Annotated in this window: 24 protein-coding genes and 1 pseudogene; 13 read left to right on the top strand and 12 right to left on the bottom strand. The window is 68.6% G+C overall.

The genetic code is table 11. The features are described 5' to 3' along the window. Positions 1-3: 3 nt before the first annotated feature. Positions 4-399, top strand: coding sequence for a hypothetical protein (locus P1L40_RS12175; protein ID WP_284007327.1), 396 nt, complete (start codon positions 4-6; stop codon positions 397-399). Here P1L40_RS12175 and ygfZ read toward each other — a convergent pair. From ygfZ to mutL, 4 genes and pseudogenes are all read right to left on the bottom strand, one after another. Further along, positions 390-1,474 (bottom strand): annotated as a pseudogene (gene ygfZ, locus P1L40_RS12170) (CAF17-like 4Fe-4S cluster assembly/insertion protein YgfZ). The gene P1L40_RS12175 and the pseudogene ygfZ overlap by 10 nt on opposite strands. A 38-nt stretch (positions 1,475-1,512) precedes the next feature. Further along, positions 1,513-2,778: a carboxypeptidase regulatory-like domain-containing protein gene (locus P1L40_RS12165; protein ID WP_284007326.1), complete on the bottom strand. Its 1,266-nt coding sequence runs from the start codon at positions 2,776-2,778 to the stop codon at positions 1,513-1,515. A 47-nt stretch (positions 2,779-2,825) separates the two neighbouring features. Then, positions 2,826-3,767, bottom strand: coding sequence for a sugar kinase (locus P1L40_RS12160; RefSeq protein WP_284007324.1), 942 nt, complete (start codon positions 3,765-3,767; stop codon positions 2,826-2,828). An 81-nt stretch (positions 3,768-3,848) separates the two neighbouring features. Then, on the bottom strand, positions 3,849-5,918 hold the full coding sequence (gene mutL / locus P1L40_RS12155; protein WP_284007322.1) for a DNA mismatch repair endonuclease MutL: 2,070 nt from the start codon (positions 5,916-5,918) through the stop codon (positions 3,849-3,851). 132 nt (positions 5,919-6,050) lie between these two features. On the opposite strand from mutL, the gene P1L40_RS12150 reads away from it, so the two are divergent. The 4 genes from P1L40_RS12150 to P1L40_RS12135 are packed head-to-tail and all read left to right on the top strand — an operon-like array spanning position 6,051 to position 7,705. After that, a complete protein-coding gene (locus tag P1L40_RS12150) occupies positions 6,051-6,218 on the top strand; it encodes a hypothetical protein (RefSeq protein WP_284007321.1) in 168 nt (55 codons plus the stop codon). Between the two features lie 55 nt (positions 6,219-6,273). Next, complete coding sequence (locus P1L40_RS12145) at positions 6,274-6,780, top strand: hypothetical protein (RefSeq protein ID WP_284007319.1); 507 nt, start codon at positions 6,274-6,276, stop codon at positions 6,778-6,780. 53 nt (positions 6,781-6,833) lie between these two features. Then, positions 6,834-7,316, top strand: a complete 483-nt coding sequence (locus P1L40_RS12140; RefSeq protein WP_284007318.1) for a DUF7992 family protein — start codon at positions 6,834-6,836, stop codon at positions 7,314-7,316. Further along, positions 7,313-7,705, top strand: a complete 393-nt coding sequence (locus P1L40_RS12135) for a hypothetical protein (protein ID WP_284007316.1) — start codon at positions 7,313-7,315, stop codon at positions 7,703-7,705. The genes P1L40_RS12140 and P1L40_RS12135 overlap by 4 nt, the downstream gene beginning before the upstream one ends. 19 nt (positions 7,706-7,724) lie before the next feature. On the opposite strand, the gene mutS is transcribed toward P1L40_RS12135, so the two are convergent. After that, positions 7,725-10,406 carry a DNA mismatch repair protein MutS gene (gene mutS, locus P1L40_RS12130; protein ID WP_284007314.1) on the bottom strand — a complete coding sequence of 894 codons (2,682 nt, stop codon included), beginning with the start codon at positions 10,404-10,406 and terminating at the stop codon, positions 7,725-7,727. Between the two features lie 204 nt (positions 10,407-10,610). Between mutS and P1L40_RS12125 the strand changes: the two genes are divergently transcribed. The 3 genes from P1L40_RS12125 (at position 10,611) to P1L40_RS12115 (ending at position 14,347) form a co-directional block, all read left to right on the top strand. Then, positions 10,611-11,048 carry an arsenate-mycothiol transferase ArsC gene (locus P1L40_RS12125; protein ID WP_284007313.1) on the top strand — a complete coding sequence of 146 codons (438 nt, stop codon included), beginning with the start codon at positions 10,611-10,613 and terminating at the stop codon, positions 11,046-11,048. Between the two features lie 78 nt (positions 11,049-11,126). After that, a complete protein-coding gene (locus P1L40_RS12120; protein WP_284007312.1) occupies positions 11,127-13,286 on the top strand; it encodes a PGF-CTERM sorting domain-containing protein in 2,160 nt (719 codons plus the stop codon). Positions 13,287-13,324: 38 nt separating this feature from the next. After that, positions 13,325-14,347 (top strand): AIR synthase family protein, encoded by a 1,023-nt coding sequence (locus P1L40_RS12115; protein WP_284007311.1) that lies wholly within the window; start codon positions 13,325-13,327, stop codon positions 14,345-14,347. Positions 14,348-14,394: 47 nt separating this feature from the next. On the opposite strand, the gene P1L40_RS12110 is transcribed toward P1L40_RS12115, so the two are convergent. Continuing rightward, a complete protein-coding gene (locus P1L40_RS12110) occupies positions 14,395-14,559 on the bottom strand; it encodes a DUF7331 family protein (RefSeq protein WP_284007308.1) in 165 nt (54 codons plus the stop codon). Positions 14,560-14,684: 125 nt separating this feature from the next. Between P1L40_RS12110 and thiD the strand changes: the two genes are divergently transcribed. Beyond that, entirely contained in the window at positions 14,685-16,055 is a 1,371-nt protein-coding gene (thiD, locus tag P1L40_RS12105) for a bifunctional hydroxymethylpyrimidine kinase/phosphomethylpyrimidine kinase (protein ID WP_284007306.1), read from the top strand. Positions 16,056-16,097: 42 nt separating this feature from the next. On the opposite strand, the gene P1L40_RS12100 is transcribed toward thiD, so the two are convergent. Further along, entirely contained in the window at positions 16,098-16,343 is a 246-nt protein-coding gene (locus P1L40_RS12100) for a PRC-barrel domain containing protein (RefSeq protein ID WP_284007304.1), read from the bottom strand. Between the two features lie 213 nt (positions 16,344-16,556). On the opposite strand from P1L40_RS12100, the gene P1L40_RS12095 reads away from it, so the two are divergent. After that, positions 16,557-17,285, top strand: coding sequence for a TraB/GumN family protein (locus P1L40_RS12095; protein WP_284007302.1), 729 nt, complete (start codon positions 16,557-16,559; stop codon positions 17,283-17,285). Between the two features lie 74 nt (positions 17,286-17,359). Further along, positions 17,360-17,995, top strand: a complete 636-nt coding sequence (locus P1L40_RS12090; protein WP_284007300.1) for a DsbA family oxidoreductase — start codon at positions 17,360-17,362, stop codon at positions 17,993-17,995. A 54-nt stretch (positions 17,996-18,049) separates the two neighbouring features. Here P1L40_RS12090 and P1L40_RS12085 read toward each other — a convergent pair whose 3' ends face one another. Next, positions 18,050-18,229 (bottom strand): hypothetical protein, encoded by a 180-nt coding sequence (locus P1L40_RS12085; RefSeq protein WP_284007299.1) that lies wholly within the window; start codon positions 18,227-18,229, stop codon positions 18,050-18,052. Between the two features lie 175 nt (positions 18,230-18,404). Here P1L40_RS12085 and P1L40_RS12080 point away from each other — a divergent pair, with 175 nt between their 5' ends. Both P1L40_RS12080 and P1L40_RS12075 read left to right on the top strand, forming a co-directional pair. Then, entirely contained in the window at positions 18,405-19,493 is a 1,089-nt protein-coding gene (locus tag P1L40_RS12080; RefSeq protein ID WP_284007297.1) for a sulfite exporter TauE/SafE family protein, read from the top strand. Between the two features lie 25 nt (positions 19,494-19,518). Further along, positions 19,519-19,956: a universal stress protein gene (locus P1L40_RS12075; protein ID WP_284007296.1), complete on the top strand. Its 438-nt coding sequence runs from the start codon at positions 19,519-19,521 to the stop codon at positions 19,954-19,956. A gap of 64 nt (positions 19,957-20,020) precedes the next feature. On the opposite strand, the gene P1L40_RS12070 is transcribed toward P1L40_RS12075, so the two are convergent. From P1L40_RS12070 to P1L40_RS12055, 4 genes are all read right to left on the bottom strand, one after another. Next, a complete protein-coding gene (locus tag P1L40_RS12070) occupies positions 20,021-20,791 on the bottom strand; it encodes a DUF7847 domain-containing protein (RefSeq protein WP_284007295.1) in 771 nt (256 codons plus the stop codon). A gap of 64 nt (positions 20,792-20,855) precedes the next feature. Then, a complete protein-coding gene (locus tag P1L40_RS12065) occupies positions 20,856-21,185 on the bottom strand; it encodes a thioredoxin family protein (RefSeq protein ID WP_284007294.1) in 330 nt (109 codons plus the stop codon). A 73-nt stretch (positions 21,186-21,258) separates the two neighbouring features. Then, positions 21,259-22,080 carry a hypothetical protein gene (locus P1L40_RS12060; RefSeq protein ID WP_284007293.1) on the bottom strand — a complete coding sequence of 274 codons (822 nt, stop codon included), beginning with the start codon at positions 22,078-22,080 and terminating at the stop codon, positions 21,259-21,261. Beyond that, entirely contained in the window at positions 22,073-22,690 is a 618-nt protein-coding gene (locus P1L40_RS12055; protein WP_284007291.1) for a DUF7344 domain-containing protein, read from the bottom strand. Before P1L40_RS12055 ends, P1L40_RS12060 begins: the two co-directional genes overlap by 8 nt. Between the last annotated feature and the right edge of the window lie 295 nt (positions 22,691-22,985).

Here is a 22,985-nt window from a genome sequence, read left to right as displayed (position 1 = left end):
GCCATGCAGGCCTCACGCTTTACCGCCGCCGCGGCCGCGGTCGCACTGCTCGGCTGTCTGGTGGCGTTCGTGGCACCGCTGGCGCTCGGTGCCGGCCCCGGCATCCGCGGGAGCGTCACGCTAGCCGCCGTCGTCGGAGCCGTCTTCGCCGGCAAGAACGCACAGACGATCCGCGACCGTGGGCGACCACGGTTTGCCGCAGGTGTGATGGCCACGATGCTCGGGCTCTGGCTCATCGTCGCGCCGCTGCAGTACGAGGGTGTCGAGCCGGCGCTGACGGCGACCACGCAGTTCGGCGGGATGTGTCTGGCGGCGTTTTCCGCCTACACCGCGCTGGTGGCGATCGAGGGGTACCTCGGCGAGTCGGACGCCCCGGAGGACGACACCGGTTACGCGTAACGGGGCCGCCGCGCCGAGTCACCGGACCCCTCGACGAAGGGGAGGTCGGCGACGGTGGCGTCGACCTCGTTCCCGTCGACACGGACGGTGAGGGGCGTCTCCGGGAGCGCCCAGTCGACGGTCGCCAGCGCGATCGGAGCGTCGAGCGAGGGGCTCTCGACGGCGCGAGTCACCGACCCGACGTGGTCGTCGCCGGCGAAGACCGCGGCGCCGGCCTCGGGCAGCGCGTCGACGCGGAGGCCGACCAGCCGTGTCCGTGGGTGACCCCGGTTCTCGATCCGCGAGACGACCTCCTGGCCGACGTAACACCCCTTCTCGAAGTCCAGCGCGGTCCGCAGTCCGATGTCGTTGGGTCGGGCGCCCTCGATCTCGGTGTCGAACAGCGGCGTCCCCGCCTCCAGGGTCAGCGTCTCCCAGGTGTGGTAGCCGAAGGGGACGGCGTTGAGCCCCCGGTTGACGAGCGTGTCGAACACCCGCTCGGCGTCGGCGGCGCCACAGACCACGTCGAAGCTCTCCTCGCCGGCGAGGTCGTCGGTGCGGATCACCGTCACGCCGGCGTCGCCCAGTTCACCGCGCTCGAAGGAGAGGGCGCCTCGGGCGCCCCGGCCTGGTGGAGGACGCTGGCGATCTTCTCGGTCGCTTTCGGCCCGTGGACGCCGAAGACCGCGAAGTCGTCGGTCGCCACGCTGATCTCGACGTCCTGGATGAACGTCTTCTCGCGCCACTCCTCGGCCAGCGGGGCGGCCCGCTGGGGCGGTGTAAAGACCAGCAGTCGCTCGCCGGCGTTGTACACGTACATGTCGGTCTCGACGGCCCCCTGCGGGTCCAGTAACAGCGCGTAACACCCCTCGCCGTCGGCGTCGGGGACGCGGTTCGAGACGGCGTTGTCGACGTACTCGACGCGGTCCTCGCCGGTGACGACGAGGACGCCGTAGCCGAACTCACAGACCCCGACGACGTTGCGGACGGCGCGGTGGGTCCGCTCGGGACGGCCGTAGCTGTCGACGACGCGGCGGCCCCCGACGGTCCGGAACCGACCTCCGTGGGCCTCGTGGACCGCTTCGAGAACAGTCATCGCTCACGGATGGGGGCTTCGGGGGGAAAAGCGTCCCGCTACTGTCGTCGCACGGCCAGGGCCGCGAGCAACGCCACGGCGACGAGCGCGACCGCGGGCGTGAATCCGGGGCCGTCGGTCTCGATCAGCCCGCCGGGCCCCTCCGTCGGTGTCGGGGAGGGGGAAGCCGTCGGCGGCGGTGTGGCCGGCGTCCCCGTCGGAGTGGGGGTCGGGGTCCCCTCGTCGCCGGCCTGGACGCCTTCGAGGACGATACTGGTCGAGAGCGAGTCCGACCGTGCGCTGAACTCAACCGGCCCGGCGCTCGGGACCGCGGCGGTCAGGACGCCGTTCTGGTTCGTCGTCCCCACGGAACTGCCGTTGCGAGCGATCGCGACCCCCTCGATGGGGTCGCCGTACTCGTCACGGACCGTCAGGCGGGCCGTCTCCCCGACGACGACCCGGCGGTTGTCCGAGGTGAGGTTGAGCCGCGGCGTCCGCTGGATCGTGGCGTTGAGCGCCGTCTCGGACTCCCGGACCGTCAGGGTCTGGCGGGTCGTCTCGTAGCCGTCTTTCGTGATCGTCGCCCGGTACTGGTCGTTGACCGGGACCCGCAGGGTCGCCTCGCCGTTCGAGAGCGTCTGGACCGAGCCGACGGAGCCGACGGTGACGGTGGCGTTTCGCACCGGCTGGGGTTCCTCGAAGTGGTCGTCGGTGACCGAGAAGGTGACCAGCGCCGACCCCTCCTCGATCGTGATCTCACGGCGGGGCTGGCCTTCGAGCGTCCGGTCGACGCGGGTGTCGAAGTAGCCGGGCTTGGAGACGGTGACGCGGTACTGCCCCTCCTCGATGCGCTGTGAGGTCATCCGGCCGTCCTCGTCGGTCCGTTTATCGGTGACGAACCGCCCCGATCGGTACAGCGTCACGCGGGCGTTCTGGACCGGGGTACCGTTGCCGTCGACGGCAGTGATCGTCGCGACCGCGGCTTCGGAGACCTCGACCCGGACTTCCCTGCTCGTGGCGTCGTCGACCGACACCGGCGTGTTCCGGACGTACGTGTCGTCGTCGATGGCGATGGTGACATCCGCGCCCTCGGGAACGTCGACGAGCGCCTGGCCGTTGGCCCGCGTCGTCTCGTTGACCGGGCCACCGGTGCCGCCGTTCCACGTCGCTGAGACGACGGCACCGCTGACCGGGTCACCGTCCTGATCGACGACGGAGACGGTGAGTGTCACCTGAGACTGTGCGGCGACAGGGGCGGGGACGAGTGCCGCCGTCAACGCTGCCACGAGGAGACAGGCCGCGAGCGACCGCCACGGTGTGTGCATAGTCAGGATGACACATGGGTGCGGTAAATCTCTGTCGGCGGCTGCGACTACCGGCGTCCGGACCGTTCCTGCTCGACCAGCGAAGTCACGTCGGCGGCCTCGATGGGGACCATCGGCCCGGGCATCGTCCGTGCCAGCGCGGCGGCAGCGGCCCCGTACAGCAGCGCCTCGTCGGTCCCGCTACCGTCGGTCAGGCGGTCGATGACCGCGCCGACCAAGGCGTCGTGTTGCCCAGCGGTGTCGACGATGTCCGTCTCGATGGCGTCCTGTTCGTGGACGACACCGTCGTGGTACGCGACCGCGCCGTGTTCGCTGCGGGTGAGAAAGACGTAGTCGAAGTCGTACGACGACGCGAGCGTGTGGGTCAGTTCGCGGGGCGAACCGCTCCGGTCGAAGACGGTCGTCGCCTCGTCCTCGGCGAGAAAGAGGACATCGACGGCCCCGAACAGCGCCTCCAGTCGTTCGCGGGCCTGGTCGGCGTCCCAGAGGCCCGGATGGAAGTCCAGGTCGAGCGCGCGAACGCCGCCAGTCGCCCGCAGGAGCGCGCCGAGGGTCTCCGCCGCCGTCTCCGAGAGCGCGGCCGTCGACCCCGCGGCGAACACCACGTCTGCCGCCTGGATCGTGTCCATCGGCAGTTCGCCGGGCGTGACCGTCGCGGCGGCGACGCCCTCCCGGTCCTGGATGACCCGGTCGGGCCGCGGTGCGGCGGCGTCCTCGTAGAAGGTCAACCCCTGGCGGCCCCCCTCGTCGGCCCAGACCACGTCGGTCTCCAGCCCGTGTTCGTGGAGTTCGGCGACGACACGCCGGCCGAGCGGCGTGTCCGGGAGCTTCGAGAGCCAGACGGTCTCTGTCCCGAGCCGACTGGCCGTCGTCGCGACGTTGCTGGCGGTCCCGTCGGCGCGGAGGGCGACCTCTCGGGCCGTCTCGAACCGGTGGCCGGCCGGCGGCGCGAACCGAAGCGCCGTCTCACCGAAACTGACGAGTGTCATACCACCGCAATCGATACTCTCCGACTTAGTTCACACGCCGATATCGATGAATGCGCCCGGTCGCCGGCCGAACGAAGGCGCTCAGTCCCGCCGGCCGCCGTGACCGGGGTAGTCCCGCTCGAACCGGTCTTCCAGTTCCGTGTGGTCGATCTCGATGACCGTCGGCCGGCCGTGCGGACAGGCGTAGGGGTTCTCACAGTCGTCCAGCGCCGCGAGCAGGTCCCGGACCGATCCCTCCGCGAGCGAGGTGTTGCCGGTCACCGACGGGTAACAGGCCAGGTCGCCCAGCAGTTCGTCGGCCGCCGCCTCGACGGTCGCCGCGGCTTCGTCGGCCCCCTCGACGAACGCGCCCAGCACGTCCCGGACGATATCGGGGCCGGCGGCGTCGGCGATGACACCCGGTAGCGTGCGCACCTCGACGGTTCGCTCGCCAGTTCGGGCGGTGTGAAAGCCCAGGCTCGCCAGCGCGTCGGTACGGTCGGCCAACACCTCGGCCTCCCGGGCCGTCAACTCTAGTTCGACCGGCTCGGCGAGCGCCTGCGTGGTGGTCTCGCCGTCGAACGTCGCCTGCAGCCGCTCGTAGTTGATCCGCTCGTCGGCGGCGTGCTGGTCGATCACCACGAGCCCGTCGTCGGTCTCGGCGACGACGTAGGTGTCGTGGAGTTGGCCGAGAATCCGCATCGACGGCAGCCGGTCGTGGTCGGTCTCGGGGGCCTCGCCGAGTCGGGTCTGGTCGTGGCCGCCGGCGAACTTCCGGTCGGGATCGGTCTGTCGGCGGTCCGTCCGCGCCGTCGTCTCGGTGCCGTCGGCACCGTCCTCGTCGGTCGCCACCGGTTCGCTCGCTCCGGTGCCGGAGGCCTGTGGGCCGTCGGTTCCACTGGAAGCGGTCCCCGTACCGACAGACTCGGCCGTGCCCCCGGTCGACGCCGCCGTGTCCTCGCTCCCCGTTCCAGTCGAACTCGGGGTGTCGTTCGTGTCGACCTCGTCCGAAGTCGAGGCCGGATCTGTGTCGGTTCGACCCGAAACCGGGGTGTCGTCCGTCGCTGGATCGCTCCCCGTCTCCCCGTCGCCGGCGTCGGTCCCGCCGGGCGTGATCTCGGTCTGCTCGGGCTGTGAGCGGCCACGCGGGGCCGCCGACCGCAACAGCCCCTCCCGAAGCAGGGCGTCCTCGACGGCGGTCCGGACCTGCTCGCAGACCCCCTCGTCGTCGGCGAAGCGGACCTCCATCTTCCGGGGGTGGACGTTCACGTCGACATCGCCGGCCGGCACGTCCAGGAAGAGGACGGCGAAGGGGTACCGATCCGGCGCCAGTTGGGTCCCGTAGGCGTCGATAGCGGCATCGTGGGCCGTCTTCGCCCGGACGTACCGGCCGTTGACGTACGTCGAGAGGTACTCGCGGCCGGCCCGCGTGGTCTCCGGGTGCGAGACGAGCCCCGAGACGCCGTCGAGGGGGCCGTCGGGGAGGTCCACGCCGTCGACCTCGATCATCGACTGGGCGACCTCGCTGCCGTACACCGAGAGGACCGTCTCCCGGAGGTCGCCCTGGCCGGTCGTGGCGAACGTCTCGCGGCCGTCGTGGGACAGCGAGACCGCAACGTCGGGGTTGGCCAGCGCGTAGCTCGTGACGACGGTGTTGACGTGGGCGAACTCCGTCGCGGCCTGCTTGAGGTACTTCCGGCGGGCCGGGACGTTGTAGAAGAGGTCCTCGACGGCGACGGTCGTCCCCTCTGGACAGCCCGCCGGCCCCACGTCGGTCACCTCGCCGCCCTCGACGACGAGTTCGGTGCCCACGTCGCCCCCGCGCGGTCGCGTAGTGATCGTCAGCCGCGCGACGGCGCCGATGGCGTGCAGCGCCTCGCCGCGGAAGCCCAGCGTCCCGACCCCGGCCTCCAGGTCGGCGATGTCGCTGATCTTCGAGGTCGTGTGTTGCTCGACGGCCCGCTGGACCGACTCCCGGTTCATGCCGACGCCGTCGTCGCTGACCCTGATCCCCTCGGTCCCGCCGGCCTCGACGGCCACCTCGACACGACCGGCGTCGGCGTCGACGGCGTTCTCGACCAGTTCCTTCACGACGGAGGCGGGCCGTTCGACCACCTCGCCGGCCGCGATGCGTTCGACGGTCCGCTCGTCGAGTTGCTGGATGTCAGTCATGTCGGTCCCCGCGGTGTCATTGACGGTGCTAATAGACACACGGACTTGAGCGTGACTGGACCGACGACTATCAACTACCGTACGAAAATAGTTAACACGGATCAGTCCTCAGCACCGAGTGGGTGAGTGACGATGTGTCACCACAGCGACCACGACAGAGAGTGGACGACAGCCAGGGAGCCGATCGACGCCGAGCCGGACGAGGCGGATAGCGAGACCGAGCCGGGGCTCCCCTCCTTCCTCAACGAGACGGCCGAAGAGGACCACGAGATCATCACCGACGGCGGCGACGAGTCGTAGCGACCGGCCGGTTTTTCGCCAAAGGATTAGACGCTTCCGCCCACAATGGGAGGGTATGTCACTCGATTCGGTGTTCGGGCAGCTCCCGGACCCACAGTCATACTCGTTTCCCAGCTACTCGCTCCCGCAGGGTGAGCCGGTTCGACCGATCGCGCTGACGGCGGCCGAACTGGAGACGTTGCTGGGGCTGTACGAGACGTTCGCGGCGGTCGACCCGACGGGCATCGACAGCAACCCGTTCCTGCGAGCGACCAGTGAGTTCCTCCAACAGACCTTCGGGACGACCCTGGAACGGCCCGACGAGCAGCTCCACGACGATATCGCCGGGATGCTCAACGACTTCGCCGAGGCCCTCGACGGGGAGTCCGTCGGGGTCGTCGACGCGACGGCGGCCCACCACCGGACGCTGTATTTCTTCCTGACGGGCGCGAAGGGGTACCACATGGCGCCACACATCCGCTTCGAGCCGGAGCCGGCAGCCGTCGAGACCCTCTACGAGGTGTTCCAGCGGGTGCTCGACCAGGAGTTCTATCTCAAACGGCCGAAGTCGGTCCTGGAATGACGGCGACGGCCTGCCGGCGGAGCGTATTTCCAGTTGCCGAACCTACACTAGGTATGGCACTCGATGTCACTGTCCCCGATCCGCCCTCGCTGTCCGGGCCACAGCCCCGGGACGACTACGACGGGATCGACGCGCCCGAGGAGGAGCCCGAGGACGACTACCGGCGCGAGGAGATCGCCGAGGTGCTGGCCGACGGGGCCTGGGCGGACGGCTTCGAGGAGTGGACGACACAGACGGGCCTGACCGAGACGGAGTTCGACGTGATCCGCGAACACGGGCTGTTGGCGGGACTTGACTTCTACTGGGACCCGGCCTCGGGCGAGGTCGGCTACCGGGCGCCGACGCTGTCGGCGGCCGCCCGTGGCGCGATCGACCGCGCGGACGCCGACGAGATCGACTCCGAACTGGACACGCTGGGCCGGGTCGTCTCAGAGACCCTGGAGAACGACTACCTCGTCCGCAACGAGGAGACGTTCGGCTTCTTCGCCGACGAGGCCGACGAAGCATCGTTCGACTACGACGACGAGGCGTCGTGAGCGAGCGCCGCCGCGACCGGGGGTCGGTCGCGGTCGCACTTGGCGTGGTGCTGCTCGGTCTCGGTATCCTGGGCGGGCTGGTCTACGTCGAGGCGACGACGACGGTCACCCGCGCGGACTACCGGGCCTACCAAGCCGGCTGTGAAGACCTCGCGAACCAGACGCGGCTGGTCGACGGCGGCCTCGGGATGGAGCCGGTCGAACTCAACGAGACACACGTCCAGCAGTGCCGGAACACCTCCTTCGACGAGTACCGGGCCGGCCGCCTGCAAGCGATGGACGGCCCCCCGCTGAACGCCCGCCAGTGGGTGCTGTACGGCGGAGCCGGGCTGGCGTTCACACTGGGCGGTGCGGTGTTACTCCGTCAGGAACTGTTCCCCGATCGGTGAGTGCCACGGCGGCCCCGGCTCACTCCTCGAGGTCGTCCTGCCACTGCTTGACTCTCGCCATCAGTTCGACCGGCGGCGTCTCGTTCACGTCGAGTTCCCGTAACTCGTCCAGGACGGCCCGTGTCTCGTCGTCGAGGGGCGTATCGTCGGGCTCCTCGGTCGAAGCCAGTTCGGGGCTTCCGTCGGTTTCGACCGGTTCGTTCCCGGTTTCGAACTGCCCCGACGACAGGTCGAAGACAGCCTGCGTCGTCCCGCCGGTCGACCCGCCCTGTACCTCGATCGCCTTGTCGTCCCGGAGTCTGTCGAGGACTTCCTGTGAGCGTGCGACGACGGGGTCCGGGACCCCGGCCAGATCGGCGACGTGGATGCCGTACGAGCGGTTCGTCGGTCCCTCCCTGATAGTCCGCAGGAAGGTCACGTCGCCGTCGCGTTCGTCGGCGGCCACGTGGACGTTCTCGACGGCGGGAAGCGAGTCGCCGAGGGCCGTCAGTTCGTGGTAGTGAGTGGCAAAGAGCGTGAACGCATGCACCTCGTTTGCGATGTACTCGCTGGCCGCCCACGCGATCGAGATGCCGTCGAAGGTAGCAGTCCCGCGGCCCACCTCGTCTAGGATGACAAGCGACTCCTCTGTCGCCGAGTGGAGGATGTTCGACAGCTCCTGCATCTCGACCATGAACGTCGACCGGCCCTGTGCGAGTTCGTCCAGTGCGCCGACGCGGGTGTAGATGCCGTCGACGACGCCGACGGTCGCCGAGCGAGCCGGGACGAAACTGCCCACCTGGGCAAGCAGCGTCAACAGCGCTGCCTGGCGCATGTACGTCGACTTCCCGCTCATGTTCGGCCCGGTGACGATCAGGAACTGCCGGTCGTCGTCCATGTGGAGGTCGTTGGGGACGAACTCGGTGGTCTGCTCGACGACTGGGTGCCGGCCGGCCTCGATGGCGAGTTCCCGACTGTCGGTCAGTTCGGGGCGGGTCCAGTCGTTCGCGACGGCGTGGGTCGCCAGCGAGACGAACGCGTCGACCTCCGCCAGCGCCCGGCCCACGTCCTGCAACAGTGTGGCGCGGTCGGCCACCCGCTCGCGAAGCGCCTGGAACTGCTCGTACTCCAGGTCGTGCCGGCGCTCCTCCAGACGGAGCACGTCCCGCTCTCTCTCTTCGAGTTCCGGGATCGTGTACCGTTTGGAGTTCTTCAGCGTCTTGATCTCCTCGTACTCGTCGGGGACCTGGTCGGTCTCGCTGTTCCCGACCTGGATGTAGTAGCCGTCGGTCTTGTTGCGGTCGACCGAGAGGTGCGTGATCCCCGTGCGGGCTTTCTCGCGGTCGGGCAGGGTCTCCAGCCACTCCAGGGTCGCCTCGTGCTCGTCGATGAGTTCGTCGAGGTCGTCGTCGTAGCCCCGGCGGAACAGTCCGCCCTGTGTGACGGTTCCGGGTGGATCGTCGACGAGCGCGTCGTCGAGTTCGTCCGCCAGGCTGGCCGCGGCCTCGCGGTCGGCGTCGGCCAGCGCGTCCGCCAGGGGCGAGTCGGCGAGTCGCTCCGTCTCCGCGACGGCGTCGGCGATCTCTGGCAACAGCGCCAGCGTCTCCTGGACAGCCCGGAGGTCCCGCGCGTCGGCGCTCCCGGAGGTGGCCCGCGCGGCGAGCCGTTCGAGGTCGTAGGCGTCGCCCAGCGTCTCCCGGATCGCCTCGCGGGCCATCGCCGCCTGAGCCAGCGCACCGACGCTCGCTTGCCGGCGGCGGAGTTCCCCGCGGTCGCGGCGGGGCCGCTGGAGCCAGCGCCGGAGGAGTCGCCCGCCCGCGGCGGTGACGGTGTGGTCGATAGTGTCGAACAGCGACCCCGCGGCGTCGCCCTGCATCGTCTCGGTGAGTTCGAGGTTGCGCTGGGTCGTCGCGTCCAGATCGACCGTCTCGCGGGCGCCGTAGGCCTGGAGTCGCGTGACCGCCGCCAGCGTGCCGACGCCGGTCTCCTCGACGTAGGAGAGCGCCGCGCCGGCGGCGGCGACGGCCGCGTCGTCGTCGGCGACACCGACGCTCTCCAGGGTCTCTGCACCGAACTGCTCGCGGACCCGGTGGCGGGCCCGCCCTGGCGCGAACGCCTCCGTCGCGTGCAGGGTCAGCGTCGCGTCGGTCCGCTCGCCCAGCAGTTCGAGGAACTCGTCGTCGGCCCGCAGGTCCGGCCCGGGGAGGATCTCGGCCGGCGCGAAGGTGTACAGCTCCGAGAGCACGTCGCCGGGGGCCGCGTCGTCCAGCTGTGTCACCTGGAACTGGCCGGTGGTCACGTCGGCGAAGGCCAGGCCGTAGGTGTCACCGGACGCCGCTCCGGCGCTGTCCCGGACGACCGTCGCGAGGTACTGGGCGGCGTCGTCGCCCGTCTCGATGTGGGTGCCCGGCGTCACCACGCGGGTGATCTCCCGGGCGTGGCCGTCGGCGGTCTCGTGCTGGTCTGCCACGGCGACGCGGTAGCCCCGCTCGACCAGCGCGGAGACGTACGGCGTGAGGTCGTCGACCGGGACGCCCGCCATCGGGTACGAGGAGCCGTGCGAGGACTTCTGTGAGATCTTCAGGTCGAGTTCGGCCGCGACCAGTTCGGCGTCCTCGTCGAAGAACTCGTAGAAGTCGCCACACTGCATCGCCAACACGTCGGCGTCGGTCTCCTCTTTGAGCGCGAGGAACTCCCCGACGATACCCGTCGCCTCTGTCATATCCCTCTCTGTGACCGTCCGCGGGGTAAGGATTGCGGGAGCAGCCCGGAAGAGCACGCGGGCGAGAAGGTCCGAGTGGGGACGATCGGATGGGTGAATCCTCCGTCGGTGGGAGTCCGTCGGCGGCCCTACTGTGGCGTATTGAGGGCTATATAGCACGATTTCAACCGAAGCGGATATATGAGGGGTTGTTCAATCAAGACCATGACCGACACCGAGCAGTTCCACGTCGCGTTCGTCTGCGTGCAAAACGCCGGTCGCTCACAGATGTCGACTGCGTTCGCCGAGCAGGCCGTCGCGGAGCGCGGCCTCGACGGGCGTGTGACCGTCCACACGGGCGGAACCGACCCCGCCGACCACGTCCACGAGGAGGTCGTCACCGTGATGGACGAACTCGGCATCGACCTCGCGGACCGCGAGCCCCGTGAGATCCCGACCGCGGAGCTGAACGACTGCCATCTCGTGGTCACGATGGGCTGTTCGACGCTCTCGCTGGACACGGACGTGGAAGTCCGCGACTGGGCGCTCGACGATCCTGACGGCCAGGACCTCGACGCGGTGCGAGCCATCCGGGACGACATCCGCGAGCGGATCGACGGCGTGTTCGACGACATCGAAGCGCGGCTCGAATCGGCCGCCTGAAGGCACTGGACCGACCCGACGAGTGCGCTCGGCTGCTATCGGTCAACTATTTCAACCGTGAGCCGGTACCATGGGCCAATGCACAGGGCGCGCCGGTGGACCGTCGCCGCCGGACTCACGACCCTGCTCGTTCTCGTGGCGTTCGTCCCGGCGGCCGCAGCGACACCGGACGATACGTCCCATCGAGCGGGGGCGGTCGCCGCTACGCCGGAGACGCGCAGCGCCAACGTCTCCGGCCTCGTCGACGGCGAACAGATCGGTTCCCAGGAAGGCAATAGCGCCGAACAGGTCGCCGACAGCGATACGATCACCGTCCTCCAGTCGTTCAACCTCACGCGCAACCGCTCTGGTAGCGTCGCCGTTCGGTTGTCCTACACGGTCCCCGACCGGGTCCGATCGCTGGAGACGACACTCCCCGAGAACGCGACGGTGACACGCGCAGCGGGCTTTACGCGGGTCAACGGGACGACGTACGAGTGGGACGGCGAGTCGACGACGCCGGTGCTTTCCTACCGGCGAAACCCCAACGAGACGATCAACCGATCCGGCCCCGAGGGCGCCAGCGGCCGATACCTCGGTGTCGACGCGGGCGAGTGGGCGCTGTTTACCCGCTCGCCGACGCCGACCGAGTGGACCTACGTCGGGACCCCGCCGGTGACCTTCGAACGGGACATGCGGACCGTCGGTCCGGGTGCGACCGGTGACTGGCTGGTGTACCTGGGCGACGTTGAGACGGTCGAGCGGACGGCAAACGACCAGACGATCAGACTGGCCGTCCCCGAGCGTGCCTCGATGGCGGAGTCGCCCGAAGCGGTGCTGTCGTCGCTGTCGAACGCCTCGAACGCGCTCCGGGTGGGCGACCGGGACGAGCGCGTGTTCGTCCTCGCGGCTCCGACCGGGGAGAACGTCACCTGGGGCGCCCGCGGCTATCAGATCGGCGACGCCGACATGTGGGTCAAAGACACCGAGCGGCTCGACACGGCCGAGAACATCTGGCTCCACGAGTACGTCCACAGCAGGCAAGCGTTCAGGCCGACCACACAGACCCGCTGGCTCCTCGAGGCCAGCGCCGTCTACTACGCCGCGTCGCTGACCCTGGAGCAAGACCGGATCGACTTCGACGCGTACCGGTCACGGCTCGGCGCCGGGTCCGAACCGGTCTACGACGGCATCATCCTGGCGGCGCCGTCGACCTGGACAGACAGCGCCAACTACTACCGCGGTCCGCTGGTGGCCGGACGCATCGACGAACAGATCCGCCTGGCGACCGACGACGAACGGACGTTTCAGGACACGATGCGGCTGTTGAACGGCCGGACCCGCGCGGTGACCCAGGCGAGTCTGCTGTCGACGGTCGAGCGGGCCGGGGGGCAACAGGCCCGCACTCTGACGGCCGAGTACACCGAGTCGACGGCGACCGTCGGGATGTGGAACGAGAGCCACCACGCCGCCGTCTTCGGACAGCTCCCGGCCCGTATCGGCTACGCCCTCCCCGCGATGGACAACCGCTCGGCGTACCGAGTCGACGGCCCGTATCGGGTCGGACCGGTCGGGGGGAACACACCGATCCAGTTGGTCGTCGGCGAGACGCTGACCGTCGACGCGGCCGTTCGCAACGCCGGCGGGACCGAAGGCCAGTACAACGCGACCATGGACATCAACGGGACCACGGTGACGACCGATCGGGGGCGGATCGCGCCGGCGACGAGCCGGACAGTCTCGCTCGCACACACGTTCGTGACGCCGGGGCGATACACGCTGAGTCTGGACGGCGACAACGTCACGGTCGTCGTTCGGCGGCCGGCCCGGACGGAAGTCACCCAGGTCGCGGTCAGTTCGCAGACCGCCCGCGCGGGCGAGGAAGTCGTCGTGACGGCGACGGTCACGAACACGGCCGACATCCCCGCCACGGGACGTGTCGTGTTCACCCGGGACTTCGAGGGGGTCGCGGAACGGCAGGTGTACCTCCCGGCCCGGAACAGCACGGAGCTGTCGGCCGGCGTCTCGCTCGTCGAGCCCGGCGAGACGCTGCTGGCGGCGGGAAGTGCCGATCCGGTGACGGTCACGGTCACGCCGGCGGCGACGCGGGCAGGCACCCCGACGCCGACACCGCCCCCGCCGACCACGACGAGTCCGAACCGGACGACCGGGACCGACGGCCCGGGGTTCACCGTCGGGCTCGCCCTCCTCGCGCTGACGCTCGGCGCCCTGGTGGCGTCCCGACGCCGGGGCGACTGAGAGCTACCCATTAGTACCACCGACGAATAGACGACGACATGGCAGACCTTGGCAAGATCGATCGCGCGTTCTTCGACGAGTATGTCTACCCGAACCTCGGTGCCGACCGCGATGACGTGACACTCGGTCCACAGCACGGCGTCGACTTCGGTGTGATCGGCGTCGGCGACAGGGCAGTAGTGATGGCGACCGATCCCGTCTTTCTCATGCCGTCGCTCGGCTTCGAACGGGCCGCCTGGTTCGCGTTCCACATCCTCATGAGCGACGTGGCCGTCTCCGGCCTGGCGCCGACCCATCTCTCGGTGGACCTGAACCTCCCGCCACAGATGACCGACGACCAGTTCCAGGTCGTCTGGGAGACGTTCGACGCGGAGGCGACCGACCTGGGCGTCTCGGTCGTCACGGGTCACACCGGCCGGTACGCCGGCTGTAACTACCCGATGGTCGGCGGCGGGACCGCGGTCTCGGTCGGGGACCACGACGACCTCGTCCGACCCGACGGCGCGGAAGTCGGCGACCGGGTCGTCGTCACGAAGGGGCCGGCCATCGAGGCGACCGGACTACTGTCGATCCAGTTCGAGTCGCTCATGGACGGAGCGCTGGACGCGGAGACGATCGACGCGGCGACCGACCGGTTCTACGACATGAGCCCGGTCAGGGACGCGCTGACGGCAGCCGCGGCCGGCCCGGTCCACGCGATGCACGACGCGACCGAGTGTGGCATCTACGGCGGGCTCTACGAGATGGCCCGTGCGGCCGGCGTCGGCATCGAACTGGACCGCGAACGCGTGCCGATCCAGCCCGGCGTGCTGGAGGCCTGCGAGTTCTTCGACATCGATCCCTGGGTCTCCATCAGCGAGGGGACGCTGCTGGCGGCCGTCGCGCCCGACGGTGTCGACGCCGTACTGGACGCACTCGAAGCCGAGGGCATCCCGGCCGCCGACGCCGGTGTCGTCACCGAGGGGTCGGGCCTGGTCGTCGACGGCGAGCCTACCGACCATCCCGGCGTCGACCCCTTCTGGGGGACCTTCGAGGAGTACATGGGGAAACTCGACGAGTGAGACGGAGCCGGCGGCTCGGGCTGTCGAGCGCCGCCACGAAAACGGGGTTACGCGCTTGTTCGTTCCGACTCGGCACCGACCTCGACGGCATAGTTCGACTGGAGCCATGCCTCCGGGTTGTCCCGGTCGTAGATGACGACATCGCCGTCGCCCGTGGTGAAACTGCCGTACGCTGCTGGGGAGTCGTTCGCTTCGTCCGGTGCCGATTCCATCGTGCTGTCCCACTGTAGGCAATCGATGCCTCATAAACGTTTCTCGGGTGTGATATCGAGTATTATTAGCATACTAGGATCGGGCGACCGGCAGCGATTTTTGCCCGCCGGTCGAGCACTCGCCCATGACACGCGCAGACGCACCGGTCACGCCGCCCGTCGTGTTGACGATCGCCGGGAGTGACTCCGGGGGCGGGGCCGGTATCCAGGCCGACCTCAAGACGATCGAGGCCGGGGGCGGGTTCGGGACCAGCGCGATCACCAGCGTCACGGCACAGAACACGACCGGCGTCCAGAGCCAGCACCTGCTGCCGACCGCCGAGATCGACGCACAGATCGAGTCGGTGCTGACCGACTTCGACGTGGCGGCGGTCAAGACCGGGATGCTCGCGACCGGCGACGTGATCGAGCTGGTCGCAGCGCACGCCCCGACCCTGCCGAACCTCGTCGTCGACCCGGTGATGGTCGCCGCCTCGGGCGACCGGCTGCTGGACGAGGACGCGGAGGACGCCTACGAGCGGTTGCTGGCCGAGGCGACCCTGGTCACCCCGAACGCGGACGAGGCCGAGGTCCTGACCGGGCGGACCGTCGACGACCCGGCAGCCGCCGAACAGGCCGGCCGGGACATCGTCGAAATGGGCGCCGACGCCGCGCTGGTCAAGGGCGGCCACATCACTGGCGACGATGTCGTCGACACACTGGTGACCGGAGCCAGACAGGAAAGCGAGGACGGTGACCGGACCACGGTCTTTCGCCACGACCGGATCGAGACGGCGGCGACCCACGGCTCGGGCTGTACGCTCTCGTCGGCCATCGCGACCCGACTGGCCCACGGCGACGGGCTGTCGGCGGCGGTGACGGCCGGTATCGACCTCCTGACGCGGGCGGTCCGGTACCACCACGACATCGGCGAGGGACCCGGTGCCGTCCACCACATGGTCGACCTCCGCAACGAGGCGAACCGGACCGAGACTGTCGAAGCCGTCGAGCGGATCGTCTCGGCGTGTGTCGACCGGAACGTCTCGGCGCTGGTCCCCGAGGTCGGGATGACCGTCGCCGGCGCGACCCCCTACGCAGAGACGCCCGACGAGGCCGCCGCCGTCGAGGGCCGCATCACCCGGACGCGGGACGGCGTCCGGCCAAACCGTGGCGTCCGCTACGGCGTCGCCGGGACGGTCGGCCGGTTCCTGCTTGCCGCCCGCGAACACGACCCGGCCGTCCGCTTCGCCGTCAACTGCCGGCTGGACGACGACGTGCGGGCGGCGCTCGACGAGCTGGCCGGTACCGTCTCGGCGTACGACCGGGACGACCGACCGGCCGAGACGGAAGCGACCGCCTGGGGCGTCGAGCGGGCCTTCACAGCGAGCGCCGAGACGCCCGTCGCCGTCGTCGATCACGGCGAGGTCGGTGTCGAAGCGAGCGCGACGCTGCTCGCTGCCGACGCGGAGACACTGATCGGACGGATCGAGACGGTGCTCGACGCCGTCGAGGCGTAGTCCGCCCGTCCCCGGCAGTGCCGGCGCCCGCGTGGGTCGGTCCTACGCCGACTCCATCAGGTGGACTTCGTCGTCCGATATCTGGGCCACCATGTCGCTGTCGAGCGCGTAGTCGTCCTCGTCGACGTTCTCCCAGCCGAGTCGGGACATGATCTGGTCGGTGATCCCCGGGTCCGGGTCGACGTACGCTTTCCCGCCGCGGAAGCCCGAGATCATGCCGATCGTCTCGCCGTCGGCGTCGACGACGGTCTTTCCTTCGTCTTCCTCTGTCAGTCTGGTGCGTGCCATTGCGTCTCCCCATGCCGGGTGGAGTGGGATTGTTATACTGCCACAAGTCGGCGGGCCGTCGAACCCGATTGCCCTTACCGGACGGATAGGACCGTGTTAGCACGGACTGTCGACGCCACCGGGACGACCGCGTCGGCCAGCCTGTCAGTAAGCCTGACGGAGGCGGAAGGTTAATCCGATCGTTCGACCTGACTAGAGAGTATTACTGCCGAGATGTCGAGTGACGACACGCACAGCGACCCCCGTCTCAACCCGGAGTACGTCCGGCGAGTGCGAAGCGACGACGGCGATGTCGTGCTCGTGGGAACCGTCCACGACCACCCCGCGAGCGCGTACCGTGCCCGCACGGTCGTCGAGCGGGAGTCGCCGACGACCCTCGCCCTGGAGGCGCCGCCGCTCGCGGTCCCGCTGTTCGAGCACCACGCGGCCACCGAGCGCACGCCACCGGCCTTCGGTGGGGAGATGAGCGCCGCGATCCAGGCGGCCGACACCGACCGCGTCGTCGGCATCGACGGGCCGACCGTCTCCTTTCTCCGGCGCCTCGTCGGTCGCCTCTGGCGCGATCGGGCGTCGCTGGCGACGGTACGTGCCACCTGGCCGGCGCTGTGGACCGCGACGAGAGCGGCGGTGACCGCGCGACTGGCCGCGACCCTCGTCGCCCTGACCACGCTCCAGATCGCGGTCGACACCCCGACGGCGTACGACACCGACCGGGACGACGACCCGGACAGTCAGGCGGCCGACGAACGGGATCGGGTCCGAACCGCGACCGCGATGCTGTCCGCCTTCGAACCGCCGCCGGCGGCCACCGTCCGCACGGGGACCAGAGAACAGTACATGGCCGACAGACTGGCGACGCTCCGGACGACCGGCGACGTGGTCGCCATCGTCGGGATGGCCCACCTCGACGCCGTCGCCGCGCGCCTCCGCGAGCACGACTGATTCCCGACCGGTCATGCGTGTAACGCGCACGACCAGCCACCGCTCATCCCCGCCGAGTGAGTACGCGGGGACAGATGAGCGAGTCCCAGTCCAGTCAGCGTATCACGATATACTCCGACTACGTCTGCCCGTTCTGTTACCTCGGGCGCGAATCGCTCCGGCAGTACCAGACGCGGCGTGAGACGGCCCTAGAGGTCGACTGGCGCCCGTTCGACCTCCGGAGCGGAAAGCGGAACGCCGACGGGAGTATCGACCACTCCGTCGACGACGGAAAAGACGACGACTACTACGAACAGGCAAAGGAGAACGTGCGCCGCCTCCAGGAGCAGTACGGCGTCGAGATGGACGTAGAGATCGCGACCGACATCGACTCGCTGCCGGCACAGGTCGTCTCGTACTTCCTCAAGGGCCACACCGACTACGAGACCTGGCTCGCGTTCGACGAGGCGGTCTTCGACGCGCTCTGGCAGGACGGCCGCGACATCGGCGAGACAGCCGTGCTGGTCGATCTCGCCACCGAGGTCGGTGTCGACGCCGAGACCGTCCGATCGGCGCTCGACGACGAGTCGCTGCGCGAGGAGGTCCGCCAGCAGTTCACCGCCGCACAGCAGGCGGGCGTGACCGGTGTCCCGACGTTCGTCTACGACGGCCACGCCGCCCGCGGAGCGGTCCCGTCGGACCACCTCGAACGGCTCGTCGAGGGCGTCTGACGGCGAGAGATACGGCTCGTCGGTGGCTACTCGAAGCGACGCGAGAACGAGCCGTCAGCGCTGGCGACCGGTGCGTGCCTGGACGCGCATCTCCACGTAGCGCGCTGCCCAGTCCTCGAAGTGGTCTCGGAGGAACCCCAGTCCCGGCACAGCCAGCCCTGTCGGCGGGTGATCTTCGCTGCCGTCGTCGTAAGCTGCCTGCTCTGCTGCCTGGGGTCCCTCCTGAAGACTCATTACGCTACTAACTACCACACCCCCGTCAATAAACATTAGGGATTCGAGGGCGATCTGAAGGTAGTCGCGAGCCCACGCGGGAGTCTATAGCCAGTACTTGCACGAACGTTGTTGGGAGTCGGCGGAGACAACAAGGCCCTTATACCCAAATTCCCAACAGCGTTCTCAAGCCTCAATGACCGCGTCGCCATCGTCCGGGAGCGTACAGAAGACCTTCCTCAAGTATCAACACGTCTTCGTGTTTCTCGCACCGTTGCTGTTCGTCGTCGGGGTCTACTCGGCGGCACCGGTTCCGGAGAACGCGGGGACCGACTACTGGCTGGAGTACTGGTGGCTGTTCCTGGCGTTCATCGTCGGAGCGACCATCGTCAACACCGTCGGGATCAGCGGATCGGCGCTGTTCGTCCCCTTCCTCATCTTCCTGTTTCCGGTCATCGCCGGCGAGACGCTGACACCGGAGACGCTCGTGAAAGTCGGGCTCATCAGCGAGTCGTTCGGCCTCTCCAGTTCCGCGCTGGCGTTCATCCAGTACGGGCTGGTCGACCGCCGGCTGGCGCTGTCGCTGGTGCTCGGCGGGGTTCCCTTCGTCGTCGCCGGCGCCTTGCTCTCTTTCGTCATCCCGGCGTGGCTGTTCCACGCGCTGCTGGGACTTGCGCTGATCGCGGCGTCGTTCCTCCTGTTCAAGGCCGACCTCGGCCACGAGGAGCCCAGCGCCAGCGGGGACGAAGCGGACACTGCGGCCGACGGCGGCCAGCCCGGCCTGCCCAACGACGACGACAAGCTCGGCCCGGCCGGCGTCGAGAAGGCTGCCGACGGGACGATCACGCGTGTCGACCGCGACGGCAACGACTACACCTACTCCCACGGCGGCTACCTCGAACGGTTCGCCAACTACAGCGTCGGCGGCGTGTTCCAGGGGCTTGCCGGCTTCGGGATCGGCGAACTCGGCATCATCTCGATGCTGCGCACGAACGTCCCGGTCCGGGTCGCCATCGGGACCAACCACATCGTCGTCGCGCTGACGGCCGTGCTGGCCTCGCTCGTCCACGTCTTCGGCGGCGGGCTCGTCGGCGGACACACGATGGACCTCGCCTCGACCCCGTGGAACATGGTCGTCTGGACGGTCCCGGCGACGGTCACCGGCGGACAGATCGCCCCCTACGTCTCGGCCACGCTCGACACGAGCCTCATCAAGAAAGGCGTCGGTGCGTTGTTCGCGGTCATCGCCGTCGCCCTGTTCCTGATGGCGTTCGGTGGGTTCTAACTGTCCGGGCTGTTTTCCTCCGGCCATGTACGACGACATCCTGCTTCCCACCGACGGGAGCGACGGCATCGCCGAGGCGGCCAGACACGCGGGCGAACTCGCGGCGCGGTTCGACGCGACCGTCCACGTCCTCTCGGTCGTCGACACGCGCAACCGCTTCGAGAGCCCCACCGGCGGGCTCTCCGATGCCGCCTGGACGGAGGCCGAACGCGAGCGGGCGGAGGCGGCCGTCGAGAAGACCGTCGACGCACTGCCCGACGGGGTCGCTGTCGAGACCAGTATCGTCGAAGGGGTCCCCAAGACGACGATCCTCGATATCGTCGCGGACGAGGGGCTGGACATGGTCGTGATGGGGACCCACGGGCGGACCGGGCTGGATCACTACCTCATCGGGAGCGTCGCAGAGAAGGTCGTCCGGCGGTCCCCAGTGCCGGTAGTGACGGTCAGGCTCACCGAAGCGTGACGGCGCCGACCGGACGGCGTATCACGTCGATCACGCTGGGAACGAGCGACGGGCCGGGAGCCGCTCAGAGTGCGGCCGCAGTCCCGCTGTCGTCCGGCGTCCCCGGCCGGGAGTCCCCGGTTTCGGCGTCCCGGAGCTGACGGAAAGCGACCGAGATCACCGCGAGCGAGACGAGCGACACCGGCGCCTGGACCAGCGTGATCGCGAGCTGGGCCAGCGCGGCCGGCAGCAAGAGCGACGCGCCGAACCCGACCATGCCGCCGAAGACAGCGCCGACGGCGACCAACAGCACCAGGAGGCCGAACAGGGCGATCCGGTTGCCCGCGGTGAGCGCGTAGCTGCGCCGGAGCGCGGCCACGAAGTTCCGGTCCTCGACAGCGACGTACGGGACCATGAACACGAGCGCGACGTACAGGAAGAGCCCCGGAACGAGGAGCAACAGCGACCCCGCGAACACGAGCACCCCGTAGACCAGTCCGCCGACGAAGAGGTTCAGGACGGCGAGCGGGACGTTCCGGGTCAGCGCGTCCGCCGGGAACGACTCCCTCGTGCCGGCGACGAAGGTCCGAACGGCGACGATCGAGAGATACGCCGAGAGCACGCTGGCGACGAGGACACCCCCTGCAGCGAGCCCCAGCGGGATGTCGAGGACGAGCGGCAACACCTCGACCGCCGCGTCGAATCCAGCCTGCCGATACAGCGCCGCGAAGACGGTGTTCACCATCGACTGGATCGCGAGCATGAGGACCGCATAGCTCAGGAGAAGGATCGCGCCGGTGCGACTGACGAGTCGGTCGAAGGCCCCGCTGACGACGGGGCCGATCTGGAGGGACATCACTCCAGCGTTCACCGAACGGGGACAAAAGCGTTCGGACGGTGTGTCACAGTCCGAGACAGCGTTACTCGCGCTCGACGAAGGCAACGAGATCCGCCGTCGGGACGAAGCCGTCCGCGCGCCGGTCGACGAGTTCGCCGTCGACGAACAGCAGGAACGTCGGCACCGAGCGTACGTCGAATGCGGCCACGGCGTCGAGGTCTGCCTTCGGGTTGAAGACGACGACACGCGCGTCGGTCGCACGGGCGACGTTGTCCAGGATCGGCTCCATCGACTGGCAGATCGTACACCCCTCGGTGCGGACCATCACGAGGACCCGCTCGGCGCTCGCCAGGCTATCGTCGAGTTCGTCGCGTGTGTGGACTGTTGTGGGACGGTCGTGTGTCGGAGTCACAGCGCCGCTACGCTATCGGGCGCAAAAACGTTGTATTGTCGGGACGACAGGCGAAGAAGAGTGCTCGACGGAGCTACGGACAGGCGAGTTCGCCATCATTCTCGTCCAGATCCGACGGGGAAACATGGCCTCCACAGATCGGATCCGCATCCTTGGCCGACCCACCGCGGATCTCCAAATTACCATTCGTCCGACGGAGGAGGGGATGGACGTAGGTCGTATCGGTTTCGTCGAGCGAGACGGCGGCGATCGCTCCATCGCCATCGATGACTGGTCGGAGGTTCCCACTCCCTGGCACCTCGATTTCGGTCGACTCGATCTCGCCCTCGTCGAGCAGCCAGACGGTCGCGTTCCGGTCGGCGTCGGAACCGAGTCCCGAGGCTTTGGCGTTACCGCTCTTGCCCTGGAACGTCACCCCGGTCGCTGCTCGCTGGTCCGGACAGTCGACTTCGTACTCGACCGTCCGCGGGCTGGTCGTCTCGGCGTACACACTGTCGCCGTCCGCCGAGACATCGAACGAGACGACGCGCTGTTCCGTGCCACCGGGCGGACACTCGACAGCCGTCGACACGTCGACCGACTCGCCGACGCCGACATCGTCGTACCGGTCGACGTGTTCGGTCGGGTCGGCTATCTCGTCGGAGTCGACGGCGTACTCGACGGTGAGATCGACCGGTTGGTTGAAGTAGTTACTCACCGTCACGAACGCGACCGATTCGCCCGAATCGGCGCCCTCAGCGGTGTCCGCGTACCGCAAGGACATGTACGCGTCCTCGTCGCCGACCACTTCGACGGACACCTGCCGGTCGGCCGACACCGAACTGAACCCCTCCGTCGAGACGGCCAGCGTCGCGGCCGCTGTCAGTGCGAGCGCGAGCGCGAGGTGTTTATACATCGTCGACCTCCGCCGGGGTCTCGGCGGACTCCAGTCGCATCCCCCGCGAGAGGAGGAAGTGCGATACCGACGAGACGCCGAATGTCCCGAGGAGGAAGACCGTCCATCCGGCTGGCGGGATCGCGGCGAACGGCTGGACGCCCAGCGAGGCCAGTCCGACCAGGATGGCCCCGATGGCGCTGATACCCATGTAGTAGAAACTCCACGGGATGTCGTACTGGTCGACGATCTCCAGATAGATGTCCAGCTCCGACGCGGCGTCGGTGAGTTCGACGACGCCCGCCCGCCGGTCGAACTCGACGATGCCGGCGTCGTCCATCTTCGGGAGGTGGAACTGCTGGAGCGACGAGTACACCGTCTTGCGCTCGCTCGCCGAGAGCTCCGGGACGGTGCTGTCGTTCTCCCACGCCGCGACGTGTTCCGCCAGATCGGAGAGCGTCCCGGCCTCCTCCTCGTTTTTCAGGTACTGGATGACGAACCGGCGTCGCCGGTTGCTCAACATCTCGAATATCTCGTCGCGTGTCAGTGATTCGTTTCGACCGTCGTCCTCCGGTACCCGCAACTGATCGATGTCGATGCCACCGGTGCTTCGTGATTGCGATTTGCTCATGTACCTCCCACCCCTGGAAGTCTCGAACGCTGCAGTAGTGTTCGTAATCCCTACAGGTTACCTGTATATCAGAACGGCATAAGCTTGTTGTTCGTTTTGAATATTGATGTGAGGAGTACGCCGCTTTCTGTCGACCTGATCCCTTCACGAACCCGACAATCCCGGTCGTACGGGCGTACTGGCGTCCGTTTTGGGCCGACGTGAGCGTCGTCGATCGGACACGGTCAGAGGGGCTTTCAAACGGTCTATTCCTGGTTTCTCACTCAGTATGCACCACTTCGTCGGATGGGTCCGT

The sequence above is a fragment of the Haloarcula pelagica genome, assembly GCF_030127105.1.
Lineage (GTDB): Archaea > Halobacteriota > Halobacteria > Halobacteriales > Haloarculaceae > Haloarcula > Haloarcula pelagica.
The sequence above is the reverse complement of the archived record's forward strand: the minus strand, read 5'-3'. Positions and strand labels throughout refer to the sequence as shown.

What these genes read in the sequence shown, in the direction of transcription:
- P1L40_RS12175 (WP_284007327.1), top strand. Translation starts at nt 4, where the DNA reads ATGCAGGCCTCACGCTTTACCGCCGCCGCGGCCGCGGTCGCACTGCTC.
- P1L40_RS12165 (WP_284007326.1), bottom strand. Translation starts at nt 2,778, where the DNA reads ATGCACACACCGTGGCGGTCGCTCGCGGCCTGTCTCCTCGTGGCAGCG.
- P1L40_RS12160 (WP_284007324.1), bottom strand. Translation starts at nt 3,767, where the DNA reads ATGACACTCGTCAGTTTCGGTGAGACGGCGCTTCGGTTCGCGCCGCCG.
- mutL (WP_284007322.1), bottom strand. Translation starts at nt 5,918, where the DNA reads ATGACTGACATCCAGCAACTCGACGAGCGGACCGTCGAACGCATCGCG.
- P1L40_RS12150 (WP_284007321.1), top strand. Translation starts at nt 6,051, where the DNA reads ATGTGTCACCACAGCGACCACGACAGAGAGTGGACGACAGCCAGGGAG.
- P1L40_RS12145 (WP_284007319.1), top strand. Translation starts at nt 6,274, where the DNA reads ATGTCACTCGATTCGGTGTTCGGGCAGCTCCCGGACCCACAGTCATAC.
- P1L40_RS12140 (WP_284007318.1), top strand. Translation starts at nt 6,834, where the DNA reads ATGGCACTCGATGTCACTGTCCCCGATCCGCCCTCGCTGTCCGGGCCA.
- mutS (WP_284007314.1), bottom strand. Translation starts at nt 10,406, where the DNA reads ATGACAGAGGCGACGGGTATCGTCGGGGAGTTCCTCGCGCTCAAAGAG.
- P1L40_RS12125 (WP_284007313.1), top strand. Translation starts at nt 10,611, where the DNA reads ATGACCGACACCGAGCAGTTCCACGTCGCGTTCGTCTGCGTGCAAAAC.
- P1L40_RS12120 (WP_284007312.1), top strand. Translation starts at nt 11,127, where the DNA reads ATGCACAGGGCGCGCCGGTGGACCGTCGCCGCCGGACTCACGACCCTG.
- P1L40_RS12115 (WP_284007311.1), top strand. Translation starts at nt 13,325, where the DNA reads ATGGCAGACCTTGGCAAGATCGATCGCGCGTTCTTCGACGAGTATGTC.
- P1L40_RS12110 (WP_284007308.1), bottom strand. Translation starts at nt 14,559, where the DNA reads ATGGAATCGGCACCGGACGAAGCGAACGACTCCCCAGCAGCGTACGGC.
- thiD (WP_284007306.1), top strand. Translation starts at nt 14,685, where the DNA reads ATGACACGCGCAGACGCACCGGTCACGCCGCCCGTCGTGTTGACGATC.
- P1L40_RS12100 (WP_284007304.1), bottom strand. Translation starts at nt 16,343, where the DNA reads ATGGCACGCACCAGACTGACAGAGGAAGACGAAGGAAAGACCGTCGTC.
- P1L40_RS12095 (WP_284007302.1), top strand. Translation starts at nt 16,557, where the DNA reads ATGTCGAGTGACGACACGCACAGCGACCCCCGTCTCAACCCGGAGTAC.
- P1L40_RS12090 (WP_284007300.1), top strand. Translation starts at nt 17,360, where the DNA reads ATGAGCGAGTCCCAGTCCAGTCAGCGTATCACGATATACTCCGACTAC.
- P1L40_RS12085 (WP_284007299.1), bottom strand. Translation starts at nt 18,229, where the DNA reads ATGAGTCTTCAGGAGGGACCCCAGGCAGCAGAGCAGGCAGCTTACGAC.
- P1L40_RS12080 (WP_284007297.1), top strand. Translation starts at nt 18,405, where the DNA reads ATGACCGCGTCGCCATCGTCCGGGAGCGTACAGAAGACCTTCCTCAAG.
- P1L40_RS12075 (WP_284007296.1), top strand. Translation starts at nt 19,519, where the DNA reads ATGTACGACGACATCCTGCTTCCCACCGACGGGAGCGACGGCATCGCC.
- P1L40_RS12070 (WP_284007295.1), bottom strand. Translation starts at nt 20,791, where the DNA reads ATGTCCCTCCAGATCGGCCCCGTCGTCAGCGGGGCCTTCGACCGACTC.
- P1L40_RS12060 (WP_284007293.1), bottom strand. Translation starts at nt 22,080, where the DNA reads ATGTATAAACACCTCGCGCTCGCGCTCGCACTGACAGCGGCCGCGACG.
- P1L40_RS12055 (WP_284007291.1), bottom strand. Translation starts at nt 22,690, where the DNA reads ATGAGCAAATCGCAATCACGAAGCACCGGTGGCATCGACATCGATCAG.